Origin of the sequence: Streptomyces sp. NPDC050610 (genome assembly GCF_040654875.1) — a bacterium.
In the GTDB taxonomy this organism is placed as follows: Bacteria; Actinomycetota; Actinomycetes; order Streptomycetales; family Streptomycetaceae; genus Streptomyces.
Genome location: NZ_JBFAIV010000041.1, coordinates 52761 through 71154, shown reverse-complemented (window position 1 = coordinate 71154; position 18394 = coordinate 52761). Strand labels below are relative to the sequence as shown.

Genomic DNA, 18394 nt, shown 5'->3' with positions numbered 1-18394 from the left:
TGGGCCGGAGTTCCGGGTTCCTTCAGGATTCAGGGCGAGCGGCCCGTAAATATACGGTCCCGGACCCCCGCCCCGGAGAGCCCGACGCCGCACCCCGACGCTCCCGTCCTTACAAACCGGCCGCCACCTCAGCAGCACCCAGCCCCTGGCAGAGTCCGCTTGTTACGGGCGGCAAGATTCCGGGCGGCAAGCTCCCCGTCCGCCGGGTACCCGACCTCCTCCAGCGTCAGTCCATGCGGCCGCACCACGTGCACCGCGGAATCCCGCACCCCGGCCGCCAGCACCTTCCCCGGCCACTCGACCCCCCGGTGCCCGTCCCCCACGAACAGCAGCGCCCCCACCAGCGACCGCACCATGTTGTGACAGAAGGCGTCGGCCCGCACACTGGCGGTGACAACCCCATCCGCCCCCCGCTCCCAGCGAAACCGCTGAAGCGTACGAATAGTGGTGGCGCCCTCACGCCGCTTGCAGTAAGCCGCGAAGTCGTGCTCGCCGAGCAACACAGCAGACGCCTCATTCATGGCCTCGACGTCGAGCGGCCAGTCATGCCACAGCACATGGCCGCGCAGCAACGGATCGACGCCGCCCACATGGTCGGTGACCCGGTACGCGTACCGCCGCCAAATGGCGGAGAACCGAGCGTTGAAGGCAGCCGGCGCCTCACCCACCCGCCACACCCGCACATCATGCGGCAGCCGCCCCGCAAGCCGCCGCAAGAGCTTCTCCGAGTGCTCGGCCCACACCTCCGCCGGCAGATCCACGTGCGCGACCTGCCCCCGCGCGTGCACCCCGGAGTCCGTACGCCCCGCGACGGTCAGCTCCACGGGCTCGGCGAGCCGCAGCACGGTCCGCAACGCGCTCTCCAACTCGCCCTGGACCGTGCGCTGTTCACGCTGGCGGGCCCAGCCCGAGAACTCCTTCCCGTCATAGGAAAGATCCAGCCGAACCCGCACGAAGCCGGACGCCACGTAGTCGCTCACCACAAGCTCCTCTCAACCTGCCTGCCAAAAGCGAACGGGCCCACACCCCCTCTTCCAAGGGAATGCGGACCCGTCCGTACCACGCTCAGCGAGCGTCAGGCGTCCTTGGACTCCTCGGCCGGAGCCGCGTCCTCGACAGCCTTCTCGCCCTCGGCACCCTTGGCGGCCTCGGCGCCTTCGGCGTCCTTGGCGGAACGCTTGGTGGCGGCCTCGGCCTCACCGACAGCGGACTGCTGCACGGTCAGGGCCTCGACGAGCTCGATGACGGCCATCGGGGCGTTGTCGCCACGACGGTTGCCGATCTTGGTGATGCGCGTGTAACCACCGGGGCGGTTCTCGTAGCGCGGCGCGATCTCCGTGAAGAGCGTGTGCACGACGCTCTTGTCGGTGATCGTCTGAAGAACCTGGCGACGGTTGTGGATGTCGCCCTTCTTCGCCTTGGTCACCAGACGCTCGGCGACCGGACGGAGCCGGCGCGCCTTGGCCTCGGTGGTGGTGATGCGGCCGTGCTCGAACAGCGACTTCGCGAGGTTCGCGAGCAGGTGACGCTCGTGCGCGGCGCTGCCGCCCAGACGGGCGCCCTTGGCGGGCTTCGGCATGGTCTTTCTCCTTCATTTCTGCACCGGCCGTATCAGGTACCGGTGTCAGTTCCCGACGAGCGGCCGCCCGCCGGAAGCATTCAGTGGTGCGCGAACAAGCCGCCCGCGGCTCAGTACTGCTCGGTCTCCACGAACCCGGCATCGGCGTCGTCGTCGGCGCCGAAGGCGTCGGCGGCGGCGGTCGGGTCGAACCCGGGAGGCGAGTCCTTGAGCGCGAGGCCCATGCCGGCCAGCTTCGCCTTGACCTCGTCGATCGACTTGGCGCCGAAGTTGCGGATGTCGAGCAGGTCCGCCTCGGAGCGGGCCACGAGCTCGCCCACCGAGTGGATGCCCTCGCGCTTGAGGCAGTTGTACGAGCGGACCGTGAGCTCCAGCTCCTCGATCGGCAGCGCCAGATCGGCGGCGAGCGCGGCGTCCGTCGGGGACGGGCCCATGTCGATGCCCTCGGCGTCGATGTTGAGCTCGCGCGCCAGGCCGAACAGCTCGACCAGGGTCTTGCCGGCGGACGCCATGGCGTCGCGCGGCCGCATGGCCTGCTTGGTCTCGACGTCGACGATCAGCTTGTCGAAGTCGGTGCGCTGCTCGACACGGGTCGCCTCGACCTTGTACGTGACCTTGAGCACCGGCGAGTAGATGGAGTCGACCGGAATCCGGCCGATCTCCTGGCCCACCTGCTTGTTCTGCACGGCGGAGACGTAGCCGCGACCGCGCTCGACGGTCAGCTCCATCTCCAGCTTGCCCTTGCCGTTGAGCGTGGCGAGGACCAGGTCGGGGTTGTGCACCTCGACACCGGCCGGCGGGGCGATGTCGGCGGCGGTGACCAGCCCGGGGCCCTGCTTGCGCAGGTACATCACGACGGGCTCGTCGTGCTCGCTGCTGACGACGAGCTGCTTGATGTTGAGGATGAGGTCGGTGACGTCTTCCTTGACGCCCGGCACGGTGGTGAACTCGTGCAGAACGCCGTCGATCCGGATGGACGTGACCGCCGCACCGGGGATCGAGGACAGAAGAGTCCGACGAAGGGAGTTACCGAGGGTGTAACCGAAGCCCGGCTCCAGCGGCTCGATCACGAACCGCGAGCGGTATTCGTCGACGACCTCTTCGGTCAGCGACGGACGCTGAGCGATAAGCATGTGTGTGTTCCTTCAGTCGTGGACGCCCGCTATTTGACGTCCGCTGCAATACAAGGGTACGGGCGGTACGGCCCCGATGACCAGAAATCGGGATCGCACCGCCCGCGACCGTGAGCTCTGCCTACTTGGAGTAGAGCTCGACGATCAACTGCTCCTGCACCTGGGTGTCGATGACCGGGCGCTCGGGCAGGGAGTGCACCAGGATCCGCAGGTTCGACGGGCTCGACTCCAGCCACGCGGGCACGGTCTTCTCGCCGGCCTCGGCGCGGGCGACCACGAAGGGGGTCATCTCGCGCGAGGCTTCGCGGACCTCGATGATGTCGTTCACGGCGACGCGGGCCGACGGGATGTCGGTCTTGCGGCCGTTCACAACGATGTGTCCGTGACGCACCAGCTGACGGGCGTGGTCGCGGGACTTGGCGAAGCCGGCCCGGTAGACCACGTTGTCGAGGCGGGTCTCAAGGATGCGCAGAAGGTTCTCACCGGTCTTGCCGGTCTTCTGGTTCGCTTCCTTGTAGTAGTTCACGAACTGCTTCTCAAGGACACCGTAGATACGGCTGCACTTCTGCTTCTCACGAAGCTGGAGCAGGTACTCGCTGTCCTTGGTGCGCCCGCGACCGTGCTCACCCGGGGGGTAAGGACGGATCTCGATCGGGCACTTCGCGCTCTCGCACTTGCTCCCCTTGAGGAAGAGCTTCTGCTTCTCCCGACGGCAACGCTTGCAGTCGGCCCCGGTGTAACGCGCCATATTATATTTTCTCCTACTTCAGCTGGTCAGACGCGGCGGCGCTTCGGCGGGCGGCAGCCGTTGTGCGGAGTCGGAGTGACGTCCTGGATCGAACCCACCTCAAGGCCGGTGGCCTGCAGCGAGCGGATCGCGGTCTCACGGCCGGAGCCCGGACCCTTGACGAACACGTCGACCTTGCGCATGCCGTGCTCCTGCGCGCGACGGGCAGCCGACTCGGCGGCCATCTGCGCGGCGAACGGAGTCGACTTGCGCGAGCCCTTGAAGCCGACGTGGCCGGCGGAGGCCCAGGAGATCACGTTGCCCGTGGGGTCGGTGATCGAGACGATCGTGTTGTTGAACGTGCTCTTGATGTGGGCGTGCCCGTGAGCGACGTTCTTCTTTTCCTTGCGGCGCACCTTCTTGGCTGCGCCCTGTCGGCCCTTCGGAGGCATGTATTACTCCCGTGGAGGTGGTCGGTCCTACAGCGAAGACCGCTGGTGAGCGTCCGCTGAGGACTACTTCTTGCCCGGCTTCTTCTTGCCGGCGATCGCGCGACGCGGGCCCTTGCGGGTGCGGGCGTTGGTGCTGGTGCGCTGACCGTGGACGGGCAGGCCACGGCGGTGACGCAGACCCTGGTAGCAGCCGATCTCGACCTTGCGGCGGATGTCGGCCTGGATCTCGCGACGGAGGTCACCCTCGGTCTTGAGGTTGGCGTCCACGTACTCGCGGATCTTGACCAGGTCTTCCTCGGCCAGGTCGCGAACGCGCGTGTCGGGGTTCACACCGGTGTTTTCCAGGGTCTCCTTGGCACGGGTGCGACCAATGCCGAAGACGTAGGTGAGGGCGACCTCCACGCGCTTTTCGCGCGGGAGATCAACGCCTGCGAGGCGTGCCATTGATGTGGCTCCTGAGAGGTTCGGAGGTCTTCCGCAGCACCGTTCCCGTAAGACTCCGCAAGAGTTACGAGCCGGGTCCCCGGCCTCCGCCGGGGGTATCGTCCCCTCGCGTTCGTACGGCGAGGGGTCGGGTGTCTGCGTATGTACGTTTCGCTATGCGTCGCGCGAAGTAACTGCGGAGTGCAGGTGGTCGTGCGTCAGCCCTGGCGCTGCTTGTGGCGCAGGTTGTCGCAGATGACCATGACCCGGCCGTGACGGCGGATCACCTTGCACTTGTCGCAGATCTTCTTGACGCTCGGCTTGACCTTCATGGGATGTGAGGTTCTCCGGGTCAGTGCCAGCGCCCCGCGGTGAAACGGGGCGCGAGCAAGATCTACTTGTATCGGTAGACGATCCGGCCACGCGTCAGGTCGTACGGAGACAGCTCCACCACGACCCGGTCATCCGGGAGGATGCGGATGTAGTGCATCCGCATCTTGCCGCTGATGTGCGCGAGGACCTTGTGACCGTTCTGGAGCTCTACCTTGAACATCGCGTTCGGCAGAGACTCGATCACGGTGCCCTCGATCTCGATGGCACCTTGCTTCTTGGCCACGCTTCGCCTTTCGAATCGGCTACCTTGATCGGCTCGCGGCGTGCGCGAAGGCAGGCGAGAGCCGACGTGTCAGTCTACGTCAGGGCACCCGGAAAGACGAATCCAGGTCTATTGCCCAGCCGTGGAGATCCTTAAGCCAGGGGGTCCGGGGCCGTCTCGACGCCGTACTCGGCCAGCTTGGCCTTGCCGCCGTCGACCGCCGTGAGGACCAGCGGGCCCTCCTCGGTCAGCGCCACCGAGTGCTCCCAGTGCGAGGACCAGGTGCCGTCGTCCGTCTTGACCGTCCAGTCGTCGGCCAGTACGTGCGTACGGGCCGTCCCCAGGCTGACCATCGGCTCGATCGCCAGGCAGAACCCCGGCACCAGCTTCGGGCCCTTGCCCCGCTTGCGCGAGACGTAGTTCAGCAGATGCGGGTCCATGTGCATCTCGGAGCCGATGCCGTGCCCGCCGTAGTCCTCGATGATCCCGTACTTGCCCGAGGCCGGCCGCGGCTGGCGGCGGATGTAGCCCTCGATGGCCCGCGAGACGTCGACCAGCCGGCTGCCCTTGCGGACCGCCGCGATCCCCGCCCACATCGACTCCTCCGTGACCCGGCTCAGCTCACGCAGCTCCGGCGCGTGGCCCTCGCCGACGAACGCCGTGAACGCGGCGTCACCGTGCCAGCCGTCCACGATCGCGCCCGCGTCGATGGAGATGATGTCCCCGTCCTTCAGCACCGTGTCGGTGTCCGGGATGCCATGCACCACGACGTCGTTCACCGACGTGCAGATCGTCGCGGGGAAGCCGCCGTACCCGAGGAAGTTCGACTTGGCGCCGTGCTCGGCCAGCACCTTGCGGGAAGCGTCGTCCAGATCCTTGGTGGTGGCCCCCGGCACAGCCGCCGCCCGCGTAGCCGCGTGCACCGCGGCGACGACCAGCCCCGCCTCGCGCATCTTCGCGATCTGCTCAGGGGTCTTGATCTCCACCATCGCGGCTAACGCCTTCCTGTTCGCTTTCCCGACATCCAACACAACACTACGGCCGCGACACCCCAAGGGGCACCGCGGCCGTTCCCAGCCCATCAACCGTCACACAATCCAGCCCGCCCGGCCCTTGAGGACAGGGCCACGCATTCCAGCCCGCCCGGCGCTTGAGGACAAAGGCCCCGCAACCAAGCCCGTCCGGCGCTTGAGGACAAAGGCCACGCATTCCAGCCCGTCCGGCGTTTGAGGACCGGGGTCCGGGGCGGAGCCCCGAAATCCCGGCACTCCAGCCCGTCCGGCGCTTGAGGACAAAGGCCCCGCATTCCAGCCCGTCCGGCGTTTGAGGACCGGGCCCCGGGGCGGAGCCCCGAAAGCCCCAACCCCAGGGCGCCAGCTAAGCGGCCTGCGCCGCAATGGCCTCCATGGCCCGCCCAGTGACCTCCGCCACCTTCCCGAGCGCCGAAATCGTCACGACAAGCCCCTGCCCCTTGTAGTGGTCGATGATCGGCTCGGTCTCGCTGTGGTAGACCTCAAGGCGCTTGCGGACCGTGTCCTCGCTGTCGTCCTCGCGCTGGTAAAGCTCACCGCCGCACTTGTCGCACACGCCCTCCCGCTTCGGGGGGCTGTAGATCACGTGGAAGGTGTGGCTGCTGTCCGTACGGCAGGTGCGCCGTCCGGCGATCCGCTTGACGACCTCGTCCTCCGGGACCTCCAGGTCCAGGACCGCGTCCAGCCCCAGCCCGTCGGCCTTGAGGAACTCGTCCAGCGCCTCGGCCTGTGCCAGGTTGCGCGGGAACCCGTCCAGCAGGAAGCCGCCCGCGGCGTCCTCCTGCCGCATCCGGTCCTCGGCCATCCCGATGGTGACCGAGTCCGGCACCAGGTGCCCGGCGTTCATGTACTCCTTGGCCTCCTGGCCCAGCGGAGTGCCCTGGCTCATGTTGGCGCGGAAGAGGTCACCCGTGGAGATGTGCGGGATCGCGAGGTTCTTGGCCAGGTATGCGGCCTGCGTACCCTTACCGGCTCCAGGAGGCCCGACGAGGACGATTCGCATCAGCGGAGGAACCCTTCGTAGTTGCGCTGCTGAAGCTGGCTCTCGATCTGCTTCACGGTCTCCAGGCCGACACCCACGATGATCAGGATGCTGGTCCCGCCGAACGGGAAGTTCTGGTTCGCATTGAGCGTCACCAGAGCGACGGTGGGCACCAGAGCGATCAGACCAAGGTAGAGAGAGCCGGGCCACGTGATGCGGTTCAGCACGTAGCTCAGGTACTCCGCAGTGGGACGACCAGCCCGGATGCCCGGGATGAAGCCACCATACTTCTTCATGTTGTCGGCGACTTCTTCGGGGTTGAAGGAGATTGCGACGTAGAAGAAGGCGAAGAAAACGATCAGCAGGAAGTACGTGACGATGTAGACGGGGTGGTCGCCCTTGACCAGGTTCTGCTGGACCCACACCGCCCAGCCGGCCTTGGAGCCGGTGAACTGGACGATCAGTGCGGGGATGTAGAGCAGCGACGAGGCGAAGATGACCGGGATGACGCCGGCCTGGTTCACCTTGAGCGGGATGTACGTCGAGGTGCCGCCGTACGAGCGGCGGCCGATCATGCGCTTCGCGTACTGAACAGGGATGCGACGCTGCGCCTGTTCCACGAAGACCACCAGCGCGACCATCGCCAGGCCGCAGAGGATCACGAGGCCGAACTCCAGCCAGCCGCCGAGCAGCTTGCCCTGCATCTTGATGCCCCACAGGCCGCTGGGGAAGCCGGCGGCGATGGAGGTGAACATCAGGATGGACATGCCGTTGCCGATGCCGCGGTCGGTGATCAGCTCACCGAGCCACATGACGCAGGCGGTGCCCGCGGTCATCGTGACGACCATCGTGATCGTGGTGAAGATCGAGTGGTTCGGGACGATCTGGTTGCCGACGGTGCAGTTGCCGAAGAGCGCGCCCGTACGGGCGGTGGTGACCAGGCCTGCGCCCTGGAGCACCGCGAGGGCCACGGTCAGATAGCGGGTGTACTGGGTGATCTTGCCCTGCCCCGACTGCCCCTCCTTCTTGAGGGCTTCGAGGCGCGGAATCACTACGGTCAGCAGTTGGAGGATGATGCTCGCCGTGATGTACGGCATGATCCCGAGCGCGAAGATGGTGATCTGCAGCAGCGCGCCACCGCTGAACATGTTCACGAGGCCGAACAGGCCCTGCGCATTCTTGGACTGGTCCATGCACAGCTGGACGTTCTGGTAATTGATACCGGGGATCGGGACGTGCGCCCCGAGCCGGAAGATCACCATGATGCCCAGCGTGAACAGCAGCTTCTTGCGCAGGTCGGGCGTCTTGAACGCCCGGGCGAACGCGGTGAGCACGGTGCCTCCTGCGCCCCTCACGCAACTGCGCGAGAGGTGACGGTCTTGAGGATCGACGGGGATACGTATCAGTCAAAATCCGCGCGAACAGCCCGCACGGAAGCCAACAGTGCACGCCACCTTACCGGCGACCATGCCCCCCTTGGAACGACCAACCGGGGATGCCCCTTTTGGGACATCCCCGGTCGGTCGGATCAACGAGCTCAGATCAGCTCGGTGACGGTGCCGCCGGCGGCGGCGATCTTCTCCTTGGCGGAGCCGGAGACGGCGTCGACCGTCACCTGCAGCGCCACGGAGAGCTCACCGGCGCCGAGCACCTTGACGAGCTCGTTCTTGCGCACCGCGCCCTTGGCGACCAGGTCGGCCACCGTGACCTCGCCACCCTGCGGGTAGAGCGCGGCCAGCTTCTCCAGGTTCACGACCTGGAACTGCTTGTGGGCGGGGTTCTTGAAGCCCTTCAGCTTCGGGAGACGCATGTGGAGGGGCATCTGCCCGCCCTCGAAGCGCTCCGGAACCTGGTAACGGGCCTTCGTGCCCTTGGTACCACGACCCGCGGTCTTACCCTTGGACGCCTCACCACGACCCACACGGGTCTTGGCGGTCTTGGCACCCGGGGCAGGACGGAGGTTGTGGACCTTCAGCGGGTTCTGCTCACCCATGTCAGTCGACCTCCTCGACCGTCACGAGGTGCCGCACGGTCTGCACCATGCCGCGGATCTCGGGGCGGTCCTCCTTGACAACCGTGTCGTTCAGGCGCTTGAGCCCGAGCGAACGCAGGGTGTCGCGGTGGTTCTGCTTGCTGCCGATGTAGGACTTGGTCTGCGTGACCTTGAGGCGGGCCATTACGCACCCACCCCGGCACGCGCCCGCAGCAGAGCGGCGGGAGCGACGTCCTCCAGCGGCAGGCCACGACGGGCCGCGATCTCCTCGGGGCGCTGAAGGCCACGAAGCGCGGTCACCGTGGCGTGCACGATGTTGATCGGGTTCGACGAACCGAGCGACTTGCTCAGCACGTCGTGGATGCCCGCGCACTCCAGCACGGCGCGCACCGGGCCACCGGCGATCACACCGGTACCGGGGGAAGCAGGCTTGAGCAGGACGACGCCCGCGGCCTTCTCGCCCTGGATGGGGTGCGGAATGGTGCCCTGGATACGCGGAACCTTGAAGAAGTTCTTCTTGGCCTCTTCAACGCCCTTGGCGATGGCCGCGGGAACTTCCTTGGCCTTGCCGTATCCGACACCTACGGTGCCGTCACCGTCGCCCACCACGACCAGCGCGGTGAAGCTGAAGCGGCGACCACCCTTGACAACCTTGGCGACACGGTTGATCGCGACAACGCGCTCAACGTATGCGGTCTTCTCGGCGGCAGCGCCACCGTCGCGACCCTTCCGGTCCCGCCGCTCGCCGCCACCGGCACCGCTCCCGCGGCGCTGGGGTCCAGCCATTGGATTTACCTCTCTCTGTTACGTCCGCTAGCTCCGGAACCGGGGCTTAGAACTTCAGCCCGGCTTCGCGGGCGGCGTCCGCCAGAGCGGCAATGCGCCCGGCGTACTGGTTGCCACCGCGGTCGAACACGACAGCCTCGACGCCGGCGGCCTTGGCACGCTCGGCGACCAGGGCGCCGACCTGCTGGGCCTGGGCGCTCTTGTCGGCCTCGCCGCCACGGATGGAGACGTCCAGGGTCGACGCGGACGCGAGCGTGTGGCCCGCGATGTCGTCGATGACCTGCGCCACCATGTGACGGTTGGAACGCGTCACGACGAGGCGCGGGCGCTCCGGCGTGCCGGAGATCCGCTTACGGACGCGGATGTGGCGCCGCTTGAGGGCGGCACCCTTACGGGCGTGACCCTTCGCGATCTTCACACCGTATGCCATGGCTTACTTACCAGCCTTTCCGACCTTGCGGCGGATGACCTCACCCGCGTACTTCACGCCCTTGGCCTTGTAAGGGTCGGGCTTGCGAAGCTTGCGGATGTTGGCGGCGACCTCGCCGACCTTCTGCTTGTCGATGCCCTCGACGCTCAGCTTGGTCGGAGACTCGACCTTGAAGGAGATGCCCTCGGGCGCCTCGACGAGGATGGGGTGGCTGTAGCCCAGCGAGAACTCCAGGTCGGAGCCCTTCGCCTGGACGCGGTAGCCGACACCGCTGATCTCAAGAGCCTTGCTGTAGCCCGTGGTCACGCCGGTGATCATGTTCGCCACCAGCGTGCGGGACAGGCCGTGCAGGGCCTTGTTCTGACGCTCGTCGTTCGGGCGGGTGACGCTCAGCGCGCCGTCCTCACCCTTGGCGACCTCGATGGGCGCGGCGACGGTGTGGGCAAGGGCGCCCTTGGGGCCCTTGACCTGAACCGTGCGGCCATCGATGGTGACGTCCACACCAGCGGGAACCTGGATGGGCAGCCGTCCAATTCGCGACATTGGCTATTCCTCCGTTCCCGATTACCAGACGTAGGCGAGGACTTCCCCACCCACGCCCTTCTTGCTGGCCTGCTGACCGGTGAGGAGACCGTGGGACGTGGAGATGATCGCCACGCCCAGGCCGCCGAGCACCTTCGGCAGGTTGGTGGACTTTGCGTAGACCCGCAGGCCCGGCTTGGAGATGCGCTTGATGCCGGCGATCGAGCGCTCGCGGTTCGGGCCGAACTTCAGCTCAAGGGTGAGGGTCTTGCCGACCTCCGCGTCCTCGACCTTCCAGCCGGTGATGTAGCCCTCCTGCTGGAGGATCTCCGCGATGTGCGACTTGATCTTGCTGTGCGGCATCGCGACATCGTCGTGGTACGCCGAGTTCGCGTTACGCAGACGGGTCAGCATGTCTGCGATCGGATCAGTCATGGTCATGAATTGGCCTTCGGCCTCTCTCGCCGCGGTTTCCTGTCTGCGCCATCCCTCTCCCCGGTCAAGGCCGGGACGGGTGCGGTGCGGGGACCTACGGCGTAGTAAGCGACTTTAAGCGGGCTGAACCCGCGTGCGGTCATGGGCGGCGGGCGCCCAACCCCTCGACTCTACGCGAGTATCAGGGCGGGGCCCGCCGTCCAGGATGCTTACCGAGAGCCCTGGTATCCCAAGTCGGGAATTACCAGGAGCTCTTGGTCACGCCCGGCAGCTCGCCGCGGTGAGCCATCTCACGGAGGCACACGCGGCACAGGCCGAACTTGCGGTAGACGGAGTGGGGCCGGCCGCAGCGCTGGCAGCGGTTGTACGCGCGCACAGCGAACTTCGGCTTGCGGGCGGCCTTAGCGATCAGTGCCTTCTTCGCCACGGTCAGTTCTCCTTGAACGGGAAGCCGAGGTGACGAAGCAGGGCCCGGCCCTCGTCGTCGTTGGTCGCCGTGGTGACCACGGTGATGTCCATGCCCCGGACCCGGTCGATCTTGTCCTGGTCGATCTCGTGGAACATGACCTGCTCCGTGAGACCGAAGGTGTAGTTGCCCCGGCCGTCGAACTGCTTCGGGGACAGACCACGGAAGTCGCGGATGCGCGGCAGCGCGAGCGACAGCGTACGGTCCAGGAACTCCCACATGCGGTCACCGCGGAGGGTGACGTGGCAGCCGATGGGCTGCCCCTCGCGCAGCTTGAACTGCGCGATCGACTTGCGGGCCTTGGTCACGGCCGGCTTCTGACCGGTGATCGTGGTGAGGTCCCGAATCGCGCCGTCGATCAGCTTGGAGTCGCGGGCGGCGTCGCCCACACCCATGTTGACCACGATCTTGGTCAGACCGGGGACCTGCATGACGTTCTCGTACGAGAACTGCTCACGCAGCTTGCCCACGATCTCTTCGCGGTAGCGCGTCTTGAGACGCGGCGCGTTGGTGGTGGCAGTCATCAGATGTCCTCACCCGTCCGCTTGGCAACGCGGATCTTGTTGCCCTCGTCGTCGAAGCGGTATCCGACGCGGGTGACGACCTTCTTGCCGTCCTTCTCCACGACGAGCTGAACATTGCTCACGTGAATGGGGGCCTCGGTCGTGACAATGCCGCCGGTCTTCGAACCACGAGCCGTCTGGCCGGCCTTGGTGTGCTTCTTGACCCGGTTGACACCCTCGACGAGGACGCGGTCGTCGGCGGGGTAGGCCACGATGACCTTGCCCTGCTTGCCCTTGTCCTTGCCGGTGATGACCTGAACCAGGTCGCCCTTCTTGACCTTCATGGTTACAGCACCTCCGGCGCGAGCGAGATGATCTTCATGAACTTCTTCTCGCGCAGCTCACGGCCGACCGGGCCGAAGATGCGGGTGCCGCGAGGGTCACCGTCGTTCTTCAGAATGACGGCGGCGTTCTCGTCGAAGCGGATGTACGAGCCATCGGGACGGCGGCGCTCCTTGACGGTGCGCACGATGACCGCCTTGATGACGTCACCCTTCTTCACGTTGCCACCGGGGATCGCATCCTTGACGGTGGCGACGATGACGTCACCGATGCCCGCGTAGCGGCGACCCGAGCCACCGAGAACACGGATGCAAAGGATTTCCTTGGCACCAGTGTTGTCGGCGACCCGAAGTCGCGACTCCTGCTGGATCACGTCTATCTCCTGATCGTCTGCCGGTTCCCGGCGAGGTCCGTGAGCGGATCACGGACCTCACCGAGCCTGGCGGAACTCACTTGAGGGAAGCCCCTCAAGAATTACTTGGCCTTTTCGAGGATCTCGACGATGCGCCAGCGCTTCGTGGCGGACAGCGGCCGGGTCTCCATGATGAGGACGCGGTCGCCGACACCGGCGGCGTTCTGCTCGTCGTGCGCCTTGAGCTTGTTCGTACGGCGCAGGACCTTGCCGTACAGCGCGTGCTTGACGCGGTCCTCGACAGCGACGACGACGGTCTTGTCCATCTTGTCGCTGACCACGAGACCCTCACGGGTCTTGCGGAAGCCGCGCTCGTTCGTCTCAGTCACATTCATCTCGCTCATCAGGCGCTCTCCACCGTCTCGATGCCGAGCTCGCGCTCGCGCATCAGGGTGTAGATCCGGGCGATGTCCTTGCGGACGGCCTTCAGCCGGCCGTGGTTTTCGAGCTGTCCGGTCGCCGCCTGGAAGCGGAGGTTGAACAGCTCCTCCTTGGCCTCACGGAGCTTCGCGACGAGATCCTCGTCGTTCAGCTCACGCAGCTCGGTCGCCTTGGTACCGGCCGCCATCACGACTCACCTGCCTCGCGCCGCACGATGCGGCACTTCATCGGAAGCTTGTGGGCGGCGCGGGTGAGCGCCTCCTTAGCGACCTTCTCGTTCGGGTAGGACAGCTCGAACATCACCCGACCGGGCTTGACGTTCGCGATCCACCACTCCGGCGAACCCTTACCGGAACCCATGCGGGTCTCGGCGGGCTTCTTCGTGAGCGGCCGGTCCGGGTAGATGTTGATCCAGACCTTGCCGCCACGCTTGATGTGGCGGGTCATGGCGATACGGGCGGCCTCGATCTGACGGTTCGTCACGTAGGCCGGGGTCACCGCCTGGATGCCGTACTCACCGAACGCGATCTCGGTGCCGCCCTTGGCCATGCCCGAACGCTTCGGGTGGTGCTGCTTGCGGTGCTTGACCCTGCGAGGGATCAGCATGTCGGTCAGGCCTCCGTTCCGGTGCTCTCAGCGGCCGGAGCGGCAGCGGCCTCGGCCTTGGGGGCCTCGGCAGCCGGCGCCGACTGCTGCTGCGGCTTGCGACCGCGGCCGCCACGCTCGCCGCCACGGCCACCACGGGCCGGACGGTCGCTGCCGCCCGCGCCACCGCGGGACGGGCGGTTGCCCGCACGCGCGGCCGCGTTCTCGGCACGGACCTCGGCGATGTTCTTGACGTCGCCCTTGTAGATCCAGACCTTCACGCCGATGCGGCCGAAGGTCGTCTTGGCCTCGAAGAAGCCGTAGTCCACGTTGGCGCGGAGCGTGTGCAGGGGCACGCGGCCCTCGCGGTAGAACTCCGAACGGGACATCTCGGCGCCGCCGAGACGGCCGCCACACTGGATCTTGATGCCCTTGGCGCCGGCCTTCATCGTCGACTGCATGCTCTTGCGCATGGCACGACGGAAGGAGACGCGCGAGGAGAGCTGCTCGGCGACGGCCTGGGCCACCAGCTGAGCGTCCACCTCGGGGTTCTTGACCTCAAGGATGTTCAGCTGAACCTGCTTGCCGGTCAGCTTCTCCAGCTCGCCGCGGATGCGGTCGGCCTCCGCGCCGCGACGGCCGATGACGATGCCCGGCCGGGCGGTGTGGATGTCGACGCGGACGCGGTCACGGGTGCGCTCGATCTCGACCTTGGAGATGCCGGCGCGCTCCATGCCCTTCGTCATCATGCGACGAATGGCGACGTCTTCCTTGACGTAGTCCTTGTACAGCTTGTCGGCGTACCAACGCGACTTGAAGTCGGTGGTAATGCCGAGCCGGAACCCGTGCGGGTTAACCTTCTGGCCCATTACCGGGTTCCTTCCTTGCTGCTGACGACCACGGTGATGTGGCTGGTCCGCTTGCGGATCCGGTAGGCGCGGCCCTGGGCACGCGGACGGAACCGCTTCAGGGTCGGGCCCTCGTCGACGTACGCCTCGGAGATGACGAGGCTGTCGGCGTCGGTGTGGTCGTAGTTGTGCGCGGCGTTGGCAATGGCGCTGTCCAGCACCTTGCCCACCGGCACGCTCGCGGCCTGCGGGGCGAAACGCAGGACCGCCTGAGCCTCCGTGGCATCCATGCCACGGATAAGGTCCACCACGCGGCGGGCCTTCATGGGCGTGACGCGGATGTACCGCGCCTGGGCCCTGGCTTCCATGGTTGTCCCTTCGGTGTCAGTCATAGTCTTCGCACCCCGCCTTAGCGGCGCTTCGACTTGCGGTCGTCCTTGACGTGGCCGCGGAAGGTGCGGGTCGGCGCAAACTCGCCGAGCTTGTGGCCGACCATGGACTCGGTGACGAACACCGGAACATGGGTCTTGCCGTTGTGCACCGCGAGCGTGTGGCCGAGCATGGCCGGCACGATCATGGAGCGTCGGGACCAGGTCTTGATGACGTTGTGGGTACCGGCCTCGTTCTGAACGTCCACCTTCTTGATCAGGTGGTCGTCGACGAAGGGCCCCTTCTTGAGACTACGCGGCATCTAAACCCGCTCCTAGCGCTTCTTGTTCGTCTTGCGGCGGCGGACGATGTACTTGTTGCTGGCCTTCTTCGGCGAGCGAGTACGACCCTCCTTCTGACCCCACGGCGAGACCGGGTGGCGACCACCGGAGGTCTTGCCCTCACCACCACCGTGCGGGTGGTCAACGGGGTTCATGGCGACACCGCGGACGGTCGGGCGAACGCCCTTCCAGCGCATACGGCCGGCCTTGCCCCAGTTGATGTTCGACTGCTCGGCGTTGCCGACCTCGCCCACAGTGGCGCGGCAGCGGATGTCGACCAGACGGACCTCGCCGGAAGGCATGCGCAGGTGGGCGTAGGTGCCCTCCTTCGCCAGCAGCTGGACCGAAGAGCCCGCGGAGCGAGCGATCTTCGCGCCGCCGCCGGGGCGCATCTCGATGGCGTGGATGACCGTACCCACCGGGATGTTGCGCAGCGGGAGGTTGTTGCCCGGCTTGATGTCGGCGCCGGGGCCGTTCTCGACCCGGTCGCCCTGCGAGAGCTTGGCCGGGGCGAGGATGTAGCGCTTCTCGCCGTCCACGTAGTGGAGCAGCGCGATGCGCGCGGTGCGGTTCGGGTCGTACTCGATGTGCGCGACCTTGGCCGGCACGCCGTCCTTGTCGTGACGACGGAAGTCGATCACTCGGTAGGCGCGCTTGTGGCCACCGCCCTGGTGGCGAACGGTCACACGACCGGCGTTGTTACGGCCGCCCTTGCTGTGCAGGGGGCGGACCAGCGACTTCTCCGGCGTGGACCGCGTGATCTCGACAAAGTCGGCGACGCTGGAGCCACGACGGCCCGGGGTCGTCGGCTTGTACTTGCGGATACCCATTTCTCAGTCCTCGTCCGATATCGGACGACTCGGACTCCGTTAGGAGACCGGGCCGCCGAAGATGTCGATTCGGTCGCCCTCAACGAGGGTCACGATGGCGCGCTTGGTGTCCTTGCGCTTACCGAAACCGGTGCGGGTGCGCTTGCGCTTGCCCTGCCGGTTGATCGTGTTGACCCCGGAGACCTTGACCGAGAAGACCGCCTCGACGGCCTGCTTGATCTGGGTCTTGTTGGCACGCGGGTCGACGATGAACGTGTACTTGTTCTCGTCCAGCAGCGCGTAGCTCTTCTCGGAGACCACCGGCTTGACCAGGATGTCACGGGGGTCCGTGAAGGTCTTGCTGGTGATGACCGCTGCGGTCTCACTCATCAGGCTTCGCTCCCTTCGAGCTCAGCCTCGGAAGCGACAGCCTTGGCAGACGCGGCCGGACCGGCCACGAAGGACTCGAAGGCAGCCTGCGTGAAGACCACGTCGTCGGAGACGAGCACGTCGTACGTGTTCAGCTGGCCCGGCTCCAGGATGTGCACCTGGGGCAGGTTGCGGGCGGAGAGCCACGCGGCCTCGTCGGACCGGTCGGCGACCAGGAGCAGGTTCTTGCGCTCGCTGATCTTGCCGAACAGGGTCTTCGCGGCCTTCGTGGAGACCTCGCCCTCGACCACGCCGGTGACGACGTGGACACGGGAGTGGCTCGCCCGGTCGGAGAGGGCACCGCGCAGGGCGGCGGCCTTCATCTTCTTGGGGGTCCGCTGCGAGTAGTCACGCGGCACGGGACCGTGCACGACGCCACCACCGGCGAACTGCGGGGCGCGGGTCGAACCCTGACGGGCGCGGCCGGTGCCCTTCTGGCGGTACGGCTTCTTGCCGCCGCCGCGGACCTCGCCACGGGTCTTGGTCTTGTGCGTGCCCTGGCGGGCAGCGGCCAGCTGTGCGACGACGACCTGGTGGATCAGCGGAATGCTGACCTGCGCGCCGAAGATCCCCTCGGGGAGTTCGACGGTCCCGGCCTTGTCGCCTGCCGGCGAAAGGATGTCAATGGTGCTCATCGGTTACCTCAGGCCCCCTTGGCCGCGGTACGGACCAGGACGAGGCCGCCATTCGGACCAGGAACCGCTCCCTTGATCAGGAGCAGGCCCTTCTCCGCGTCAACGGCGTGAACGGTCAGGTTCTGGGTGGTGACCCGCTCGTTGCCCATGCGGCCCGCCATGCGCAGGCCCTTGAACACGCGGCCCGGGGTGGCGCAGCCACCGATGGAGCCGGGCGAGCGGTGCTTGCGCTGGGTGCCGTGACCGGCGCCCAGGCCCTTGAAGTTGTGACGCTTCATGACACCGGCGAAGCCCTTGCCCTTGCTCTTGCCGGTGACGTCGACCTTGACGCCCGACTCGAACACGGCGGCGGTGATCTCCTGGCCGAGCGTGTACTCGGCGGCGTCGGAGGTCCGCAGCTCCACCAGGTGGCGGCGCGGGGTCACGTCGGCCTTGGCGAAGTGGCCCTTGAGGGGCTTGTTCACCTTGCGCGGGTCGATCTCGCCGAAGGCGATCTGGACCGACTCGTAGCCATCGACATCGTTCTTGCGGACCTGGGTCACGACGCAGGGCCCGGCCTTGACGACGGTCACCGGGACGACCCGGTTGTTCTCGTCCCAGACCTGGGTCATGCCGAGCTTCTCGCCCAGGACGCCCTTAATCTGCTTAGCCATCTCGCGCGTCACCTCAGAGCTTGATCTCGATGTCGACGCCCGCCGGCAGGTCGAGGCGCATGAGCGAGTCAACCGTCTTCGGCGTGGGGTCGAGGATGTCGATGAGGCGCTTGTGCGTACGCATCTCGAAGTGCTCGCGCGCGTCCTTGTACTTGTGCGGCGACTTGATGACGCAGTACACGTTCTTCTCTGTGGGCAGCGGCACCGGGCCCGCGACCGACGCACCAGTGCGAGTCACCGTCTCGACGATCTTCTTCGCCGAAGAGTCGATGACCTCGTGGTCGTAGGCCTTGAGCCGGATGCGGATCTTCTGTCCCGCCATGGCTACTTCGTAGTCCTGTCTCTCGTAACGCTCTGGGACTCGGTTTGTACGCGCCTTCCCTCCGACCCACGCGGTCGGGCGTGTCGCACCCCTTCCGATTGAATCCCTCACGAAGAGGAATTCCCTGCGAAGGGGGTTGTGTGGGGAAAGCACCCACCGAGTGCCTGGCCGGGACCGCGCTGACGCTTCCCGGAAGATTCCCGTACTTCCA

32 protein-coding genes are annotated in these 18394 nt (G+C 66.6%); all 32 read right to left on the bottom strand.

Annotation, left to right across the window (positions count from 1 at the left end):
* Positions 1–128: 128 nt before the first annotated feature.
* A complete protein-coding gene (gene truA, locus AB0I22_RS34445; protein ID WP_363134928.1) occupies positions 129–980 on the bottom strand; it encodes a tRNA pseudouridine(38-40) synthase TruA in 852 nt (283 codons plus the stop codon).
* 95 nt (positions 981–1075) lie between these two features.
* Positions 1076–1579: a 50S ribosomal protein L17 gene (gene rplQ / locus AB0I22_RS34440; RefSeq protein WP_363134927.1), complete on the bottom strand. Its 504-nt coding sequence runs from the start codon at positions 1577–1579 to the stop codon at positions 1076–1078.
* Positions 1580–1689: 110 nt separating this feature from the next.
* Positions 1690–2712: a DNA-directed RNA polymerase subunit alpha gene (locus tag AB0I22_RS34435; RefSeq protein WP_003956430.1), complete on the bottom strand. Its 1023-nt coding sequence runs from the start codon at positions 2710–2712 to the stop codon at positions 1690–1692.
* Positions 2713–2833: 121 nt separating this feature from the next.
* Positions 2834–3460, bottom strand: a complete 627-nt coding sequence (gene rpsD, locus AB0I22_RS34430) for a 30S ribosomal protein S4 (RefSeq protein ID WP_363134926.1) — start codon at positions 3458–3460, stop codon at positions 2834–2836.
* 26 nt (positions 3461–3486) lie between these two features.
* A complete protein-coding gene (rpsK, locus tag AB0I22_RS34425; protein ID WP_003948617.1) occupies positions 3487–3891 on the bottom strand; it encodes a 30S ribosomal protein S11 in 405 nt (134 codons plus the stop codon).
* Positions 3892–3954: 63 nt separating this feature from the next.
* Complete coding sequence (gene rpsM / locus AB0I22_RS34420; protein ID WP_363134925.1) at positions 3955–4335, bottom strand: 30S ribosomal protein S13; 381 nt, start codon at positions 4333–4335, stop codon at positions 3955–3957.
* Positions 4336–4532: 197 nt separating this feature from the next.
* Positions 4533–4646, bottom strand: a complete 114-nt coding sequence (gene rpmJ, locus AB0I22_RS34415; RefSeq protein ID WP_003956441.1) for a 50S ribosomal protein L36 — start codon at positions 4644–4646, stop codon at positions 4533–4535.
* A 62-nt stretch (positions 4647–4708) separates the two neighbouring features.
* Complete coding sequence (infA, locus tag AB0I22_RS34410) at positions 4709–4930, bottom strand: translation initiation factor IF-1 (RefSeq protein WP_003956442.1); 222 nt, start codon at positions 4928–4930, stop codon at positions 4709–4711.
* 131 nt (positions 4931–5061) lie between these two features.
* Positions 5062–5898 carry a type I methionyl aminopeptidase gene (gene map / locus AB0I22_RS34405; protein ID WP_363134924.1) on the bottom strand — a complete coding sequence of 279 codons (837 nt, stop codon included), beginning with the start codon at positions 5896–5898 and terminating at the stop codon, positions 5062–5064.
* Between the two features lie 388 nt (positions 5899–6286).
* Positions 6287–6943 (bottom strand): adenylate kinase, encoded by a 657-nt coding sequence (locus AB0I22_RS34400; protein WP_363134923.1) that lies wholly within the window; start codon positions 6941–6943, stop codon positions 6287–6289.
* Positions 6943–8256, bottom strand: a complete 1314-nt coding sequence (secY, locus tag AB0I22_RS34395; protein WP_363134922.1) for a preprotein translocase subunit SecY — start codon at positions 8254–8256, stop codon at positions 6943–6945. Before secY ends, AB0I22_RS34400 begins: the two co-directional genes overlap by 1 nt.
* A 203-nt stretch (positions 8257–8459) precedes the next feature.
* A complete protein-coding gene (gene rplO / locus AB0I22_RS34390; protein WP_363134921.1) occupies positions 8460–8915 on the bottom strand; it encodes a 50S ribosomal protein L15 in 456 nt (151 codons plus the stop codon).
* A 1-nt stretch (position 8916) separates the two neighbouring features.
* Complete coding sequence (rpmD, locus tag AB0I22_RS34385; RefSeq protein WP_057231310.1) at positions 8917–9099, bottom strand: 50S ribosomal protein L30; 183 nt, start codon at positions 9097–9099, stop codon at positions 8917–8919.
* Positions 9099–9701 carry a 30S ribosomal protein S5 gene (gene rpsE / locus AB0I22_RS34380; RefSeq protein WP_363134920.1) on the bottom strand — a complete coding sequence of 201 codons (603 nt, stop codon included), beginning with the start codon at positions 9699–9701 and terminating at the stop codon, positions 9099–9101. Before rpsE ends, rpmD begins: the two co-directional genes overlap by 1 nt.
* A gap of 46 nt (positions 9702–9747) precedes the next feature.
* Positions 9748–10131 carry a 50S ribosomal protein L18 gene (gene rplR / locus AB0I22_RS34375; protein ID WP_363134919.1) on the bottom strand — a complete coding sequence of 128 codons (384 nt, stop codon included), beginning with the start codon at positions 10129–10131 and terminating at the stop codon, positions 9748–9750.
* Positions 10132–10134: 3 nt separating this feature from the next.
* On the bottom strand, positions 10135–10674 hold the full coding sequence (gene rplF / locus AB0I22_RS34370; RefSeq protein ID WP_363134918.1) for a 50S ribosomal protein L6: 540 nt from the start codon (positions 10672–10674) through the stop codon (positions 10135–10137).
* A gap of 21 nt (positions 10675–10695) precedes the next feature.
* Positions 10696–11094 (bottom strand): 30S ribosomal protein S8, encoded by a 399-nt coding sequence (rpsH, locus tag AB0I22_RS34365; protein ID WP_363134917.1) that lies wholly within the window; start codon positions 11092–11094, stop codon positions 10696–10698.
* 235 nt (positions 11095–11329) lie between these two features.
* A complete protein-coding gene (locus AB0I22_RS34360; protein WP_030890724.1) occupies positions 11330–11515 on the bottom strand; it encodes a type Z 30S ribosomal protein S14 in 186 nt (61 codons plus the stop codon).
* 2 nt (positions 11516–11517) lie between these two features.
* On the bottom strand, positions 11518–12078 hold the full coding sequence (gene rplE, locus AB0I22_RS34355; RefSeq protein WP_030890727.1) for a 50S ribosomal protein L5: 561 nt from the start codon (positions 12076–12078) through the stop codon (positions 11518–11520).
* Positions 12078–12401, bottom strand: a complete 324-nt coding sequence (gene rplX / locus AB0I22_RS34350) for a 50S ribosomal protein L24 (protein ID WP_030890730.1) — start codon at positions 12399–12401, stop codon at positions 12078–12080. Before rplX ends, rplE begins: the two co-directional genes overlap by 1 nt.
* A gap of 2 nt (positions 12402–12403) precedes the next feature.
* Positions 12404–12772, bottom strand: coding sequence for a 50S ribosomal protein L14 (gene rplN, locus AB0I22_RS34345; RefSeq protein ID WP_003992364.1), 369 nt, complete (start codon positions 12770–12772; stop codon positions 12404–12406).
* A gap of 101 nt (positions 12773–12873) precedes the next feature.
* A complete protein-coding gene (gene rpsQ, locus AB0I22_RS34340) occupies positions 12874–13155 on the bottom strand; it encodes a 30S ribosomal protein S17 (RefSeq protein WP_363134916.1) in 282 nt (93 codons plus the stop codon).
* A complete protein-coding gene (gene rpmC / locus AB0I22_RS34335) occupies positions 13155–13379 on the bottom strand; it encodes a 50S ribosomal protein L29 (RefSeq protein WP_030890741.1) in 225 nt (74 codons plus the stop codon). The genes rpsQ and rpmC overlap by 1 nt, the downstream gene beginning before the upstream one ends.
* Positions 13379–13798: a 50S ribosomal protein L16 gene (gene rplP, locus AB0I22_RS34330; protein WP_030890744.1), complete on the bottom strand. Its 420-nt coding sequence runs from the start codon at positions 13796–13798 to the stop codon at positions 13379–13381. Before rplP ends, rpmC begins: the two co-directional genes overlap by 1 nt.
* A gap of 5 nt (positions 13799–13803) precedes the next feature.
* Positions 13804–14646, bottom strand: a complete 843-nt coding sequence (gene rpsC, locus AB0I22_RS34325; protein WP_030890746.1) for a 30S ribosomal protein S3 — start codon at positions 14644–14646, stop codon at positions 13804–13806.
* Complete coding sequence (rplV, locus tag AB0I22_RS34320; protein ID WP_030619142.1) at positions 14646–14993, bottom strand: 50S ribosomal protein L22; 348 nt, start codon at positions 14991–14993, stop codon at positions 14646–14648. Before rplV ends, rpsC begins: the two co-directional genes overlap by 1 nt.
* Before the next feature lie 41 nt (positions 14994–15034).
* A complete protein-coding gene (gene rpsS / locus AB0I22_RS34315; protein ID WP_363134915.1) occupies positions 15035–15316 on the bottom strand; it encodes a 30S ribosomal protein S19 in 282 nt (93 codons plus the stop codon).
* Positions 15317–15328: 12 nt separating this feature from the next.
* Positions 15329–16165: a 50S ribosomal protein L2 gene (rplB, locus tag AB0I22_RS34310; RefSeq protein ID WP_363134914.1), complete on the bottom strand. Its 837-nt coding sequence runs from the start codon at positions 16163–16165 to the stop codon at positions 15329–15331.
* Positions 16166–16204: 39 nt separating this feature from the next.
* Entirely contained in the window at positions 16205–16534 is a 330-nt protein-coding gene (gene rplW, locus AB0I22_RS34305) for a 50S ribosomal protein L23 (protein ID WP_363134913.1), read from the bottom strand.
* Positions 16534–17208, bottom strand: coding sequence for a 50S ribosomal protein L4 (gene rplD / locus AB0I22_RS34300; protein WP_363134912.1), 675 nt, complete (start codon positions 17206–17208; stop codon positions 16534–16536). The genes rplW and rplD overlap by 1 nt, the downstream gene beginning before the upstream one ends.
* Positions 17209–17216: 8 nt before the next feature.
* Positions 17217–17861: a 50S ribosomal protein L3 gene (gene rplC, locus AB0I22_RS34295; protein WP_030890763.1), complete on the bottom strand. Its 645-nt coding sequence runs from the start codon at positions 17859–17861 to the stop codon at positions 17217–17219.
* Between the two features lie 13 nt (positions 17862–17874).
* The gene (gene rpsJ, locus AB0I22_RS34290) at positions 17875–18183 is read right to left on the bottom strand and encodes a 30S ribosomal protein S10 (RefSeq protein WP_014054162.1); all 309 of its coding nucleotides are present in this window, start codon (positions 18181–18183) and stop codon (positions 17875–17877) included.
* Positions 18184–18394 lie beyond the last annotated feature (211 nt).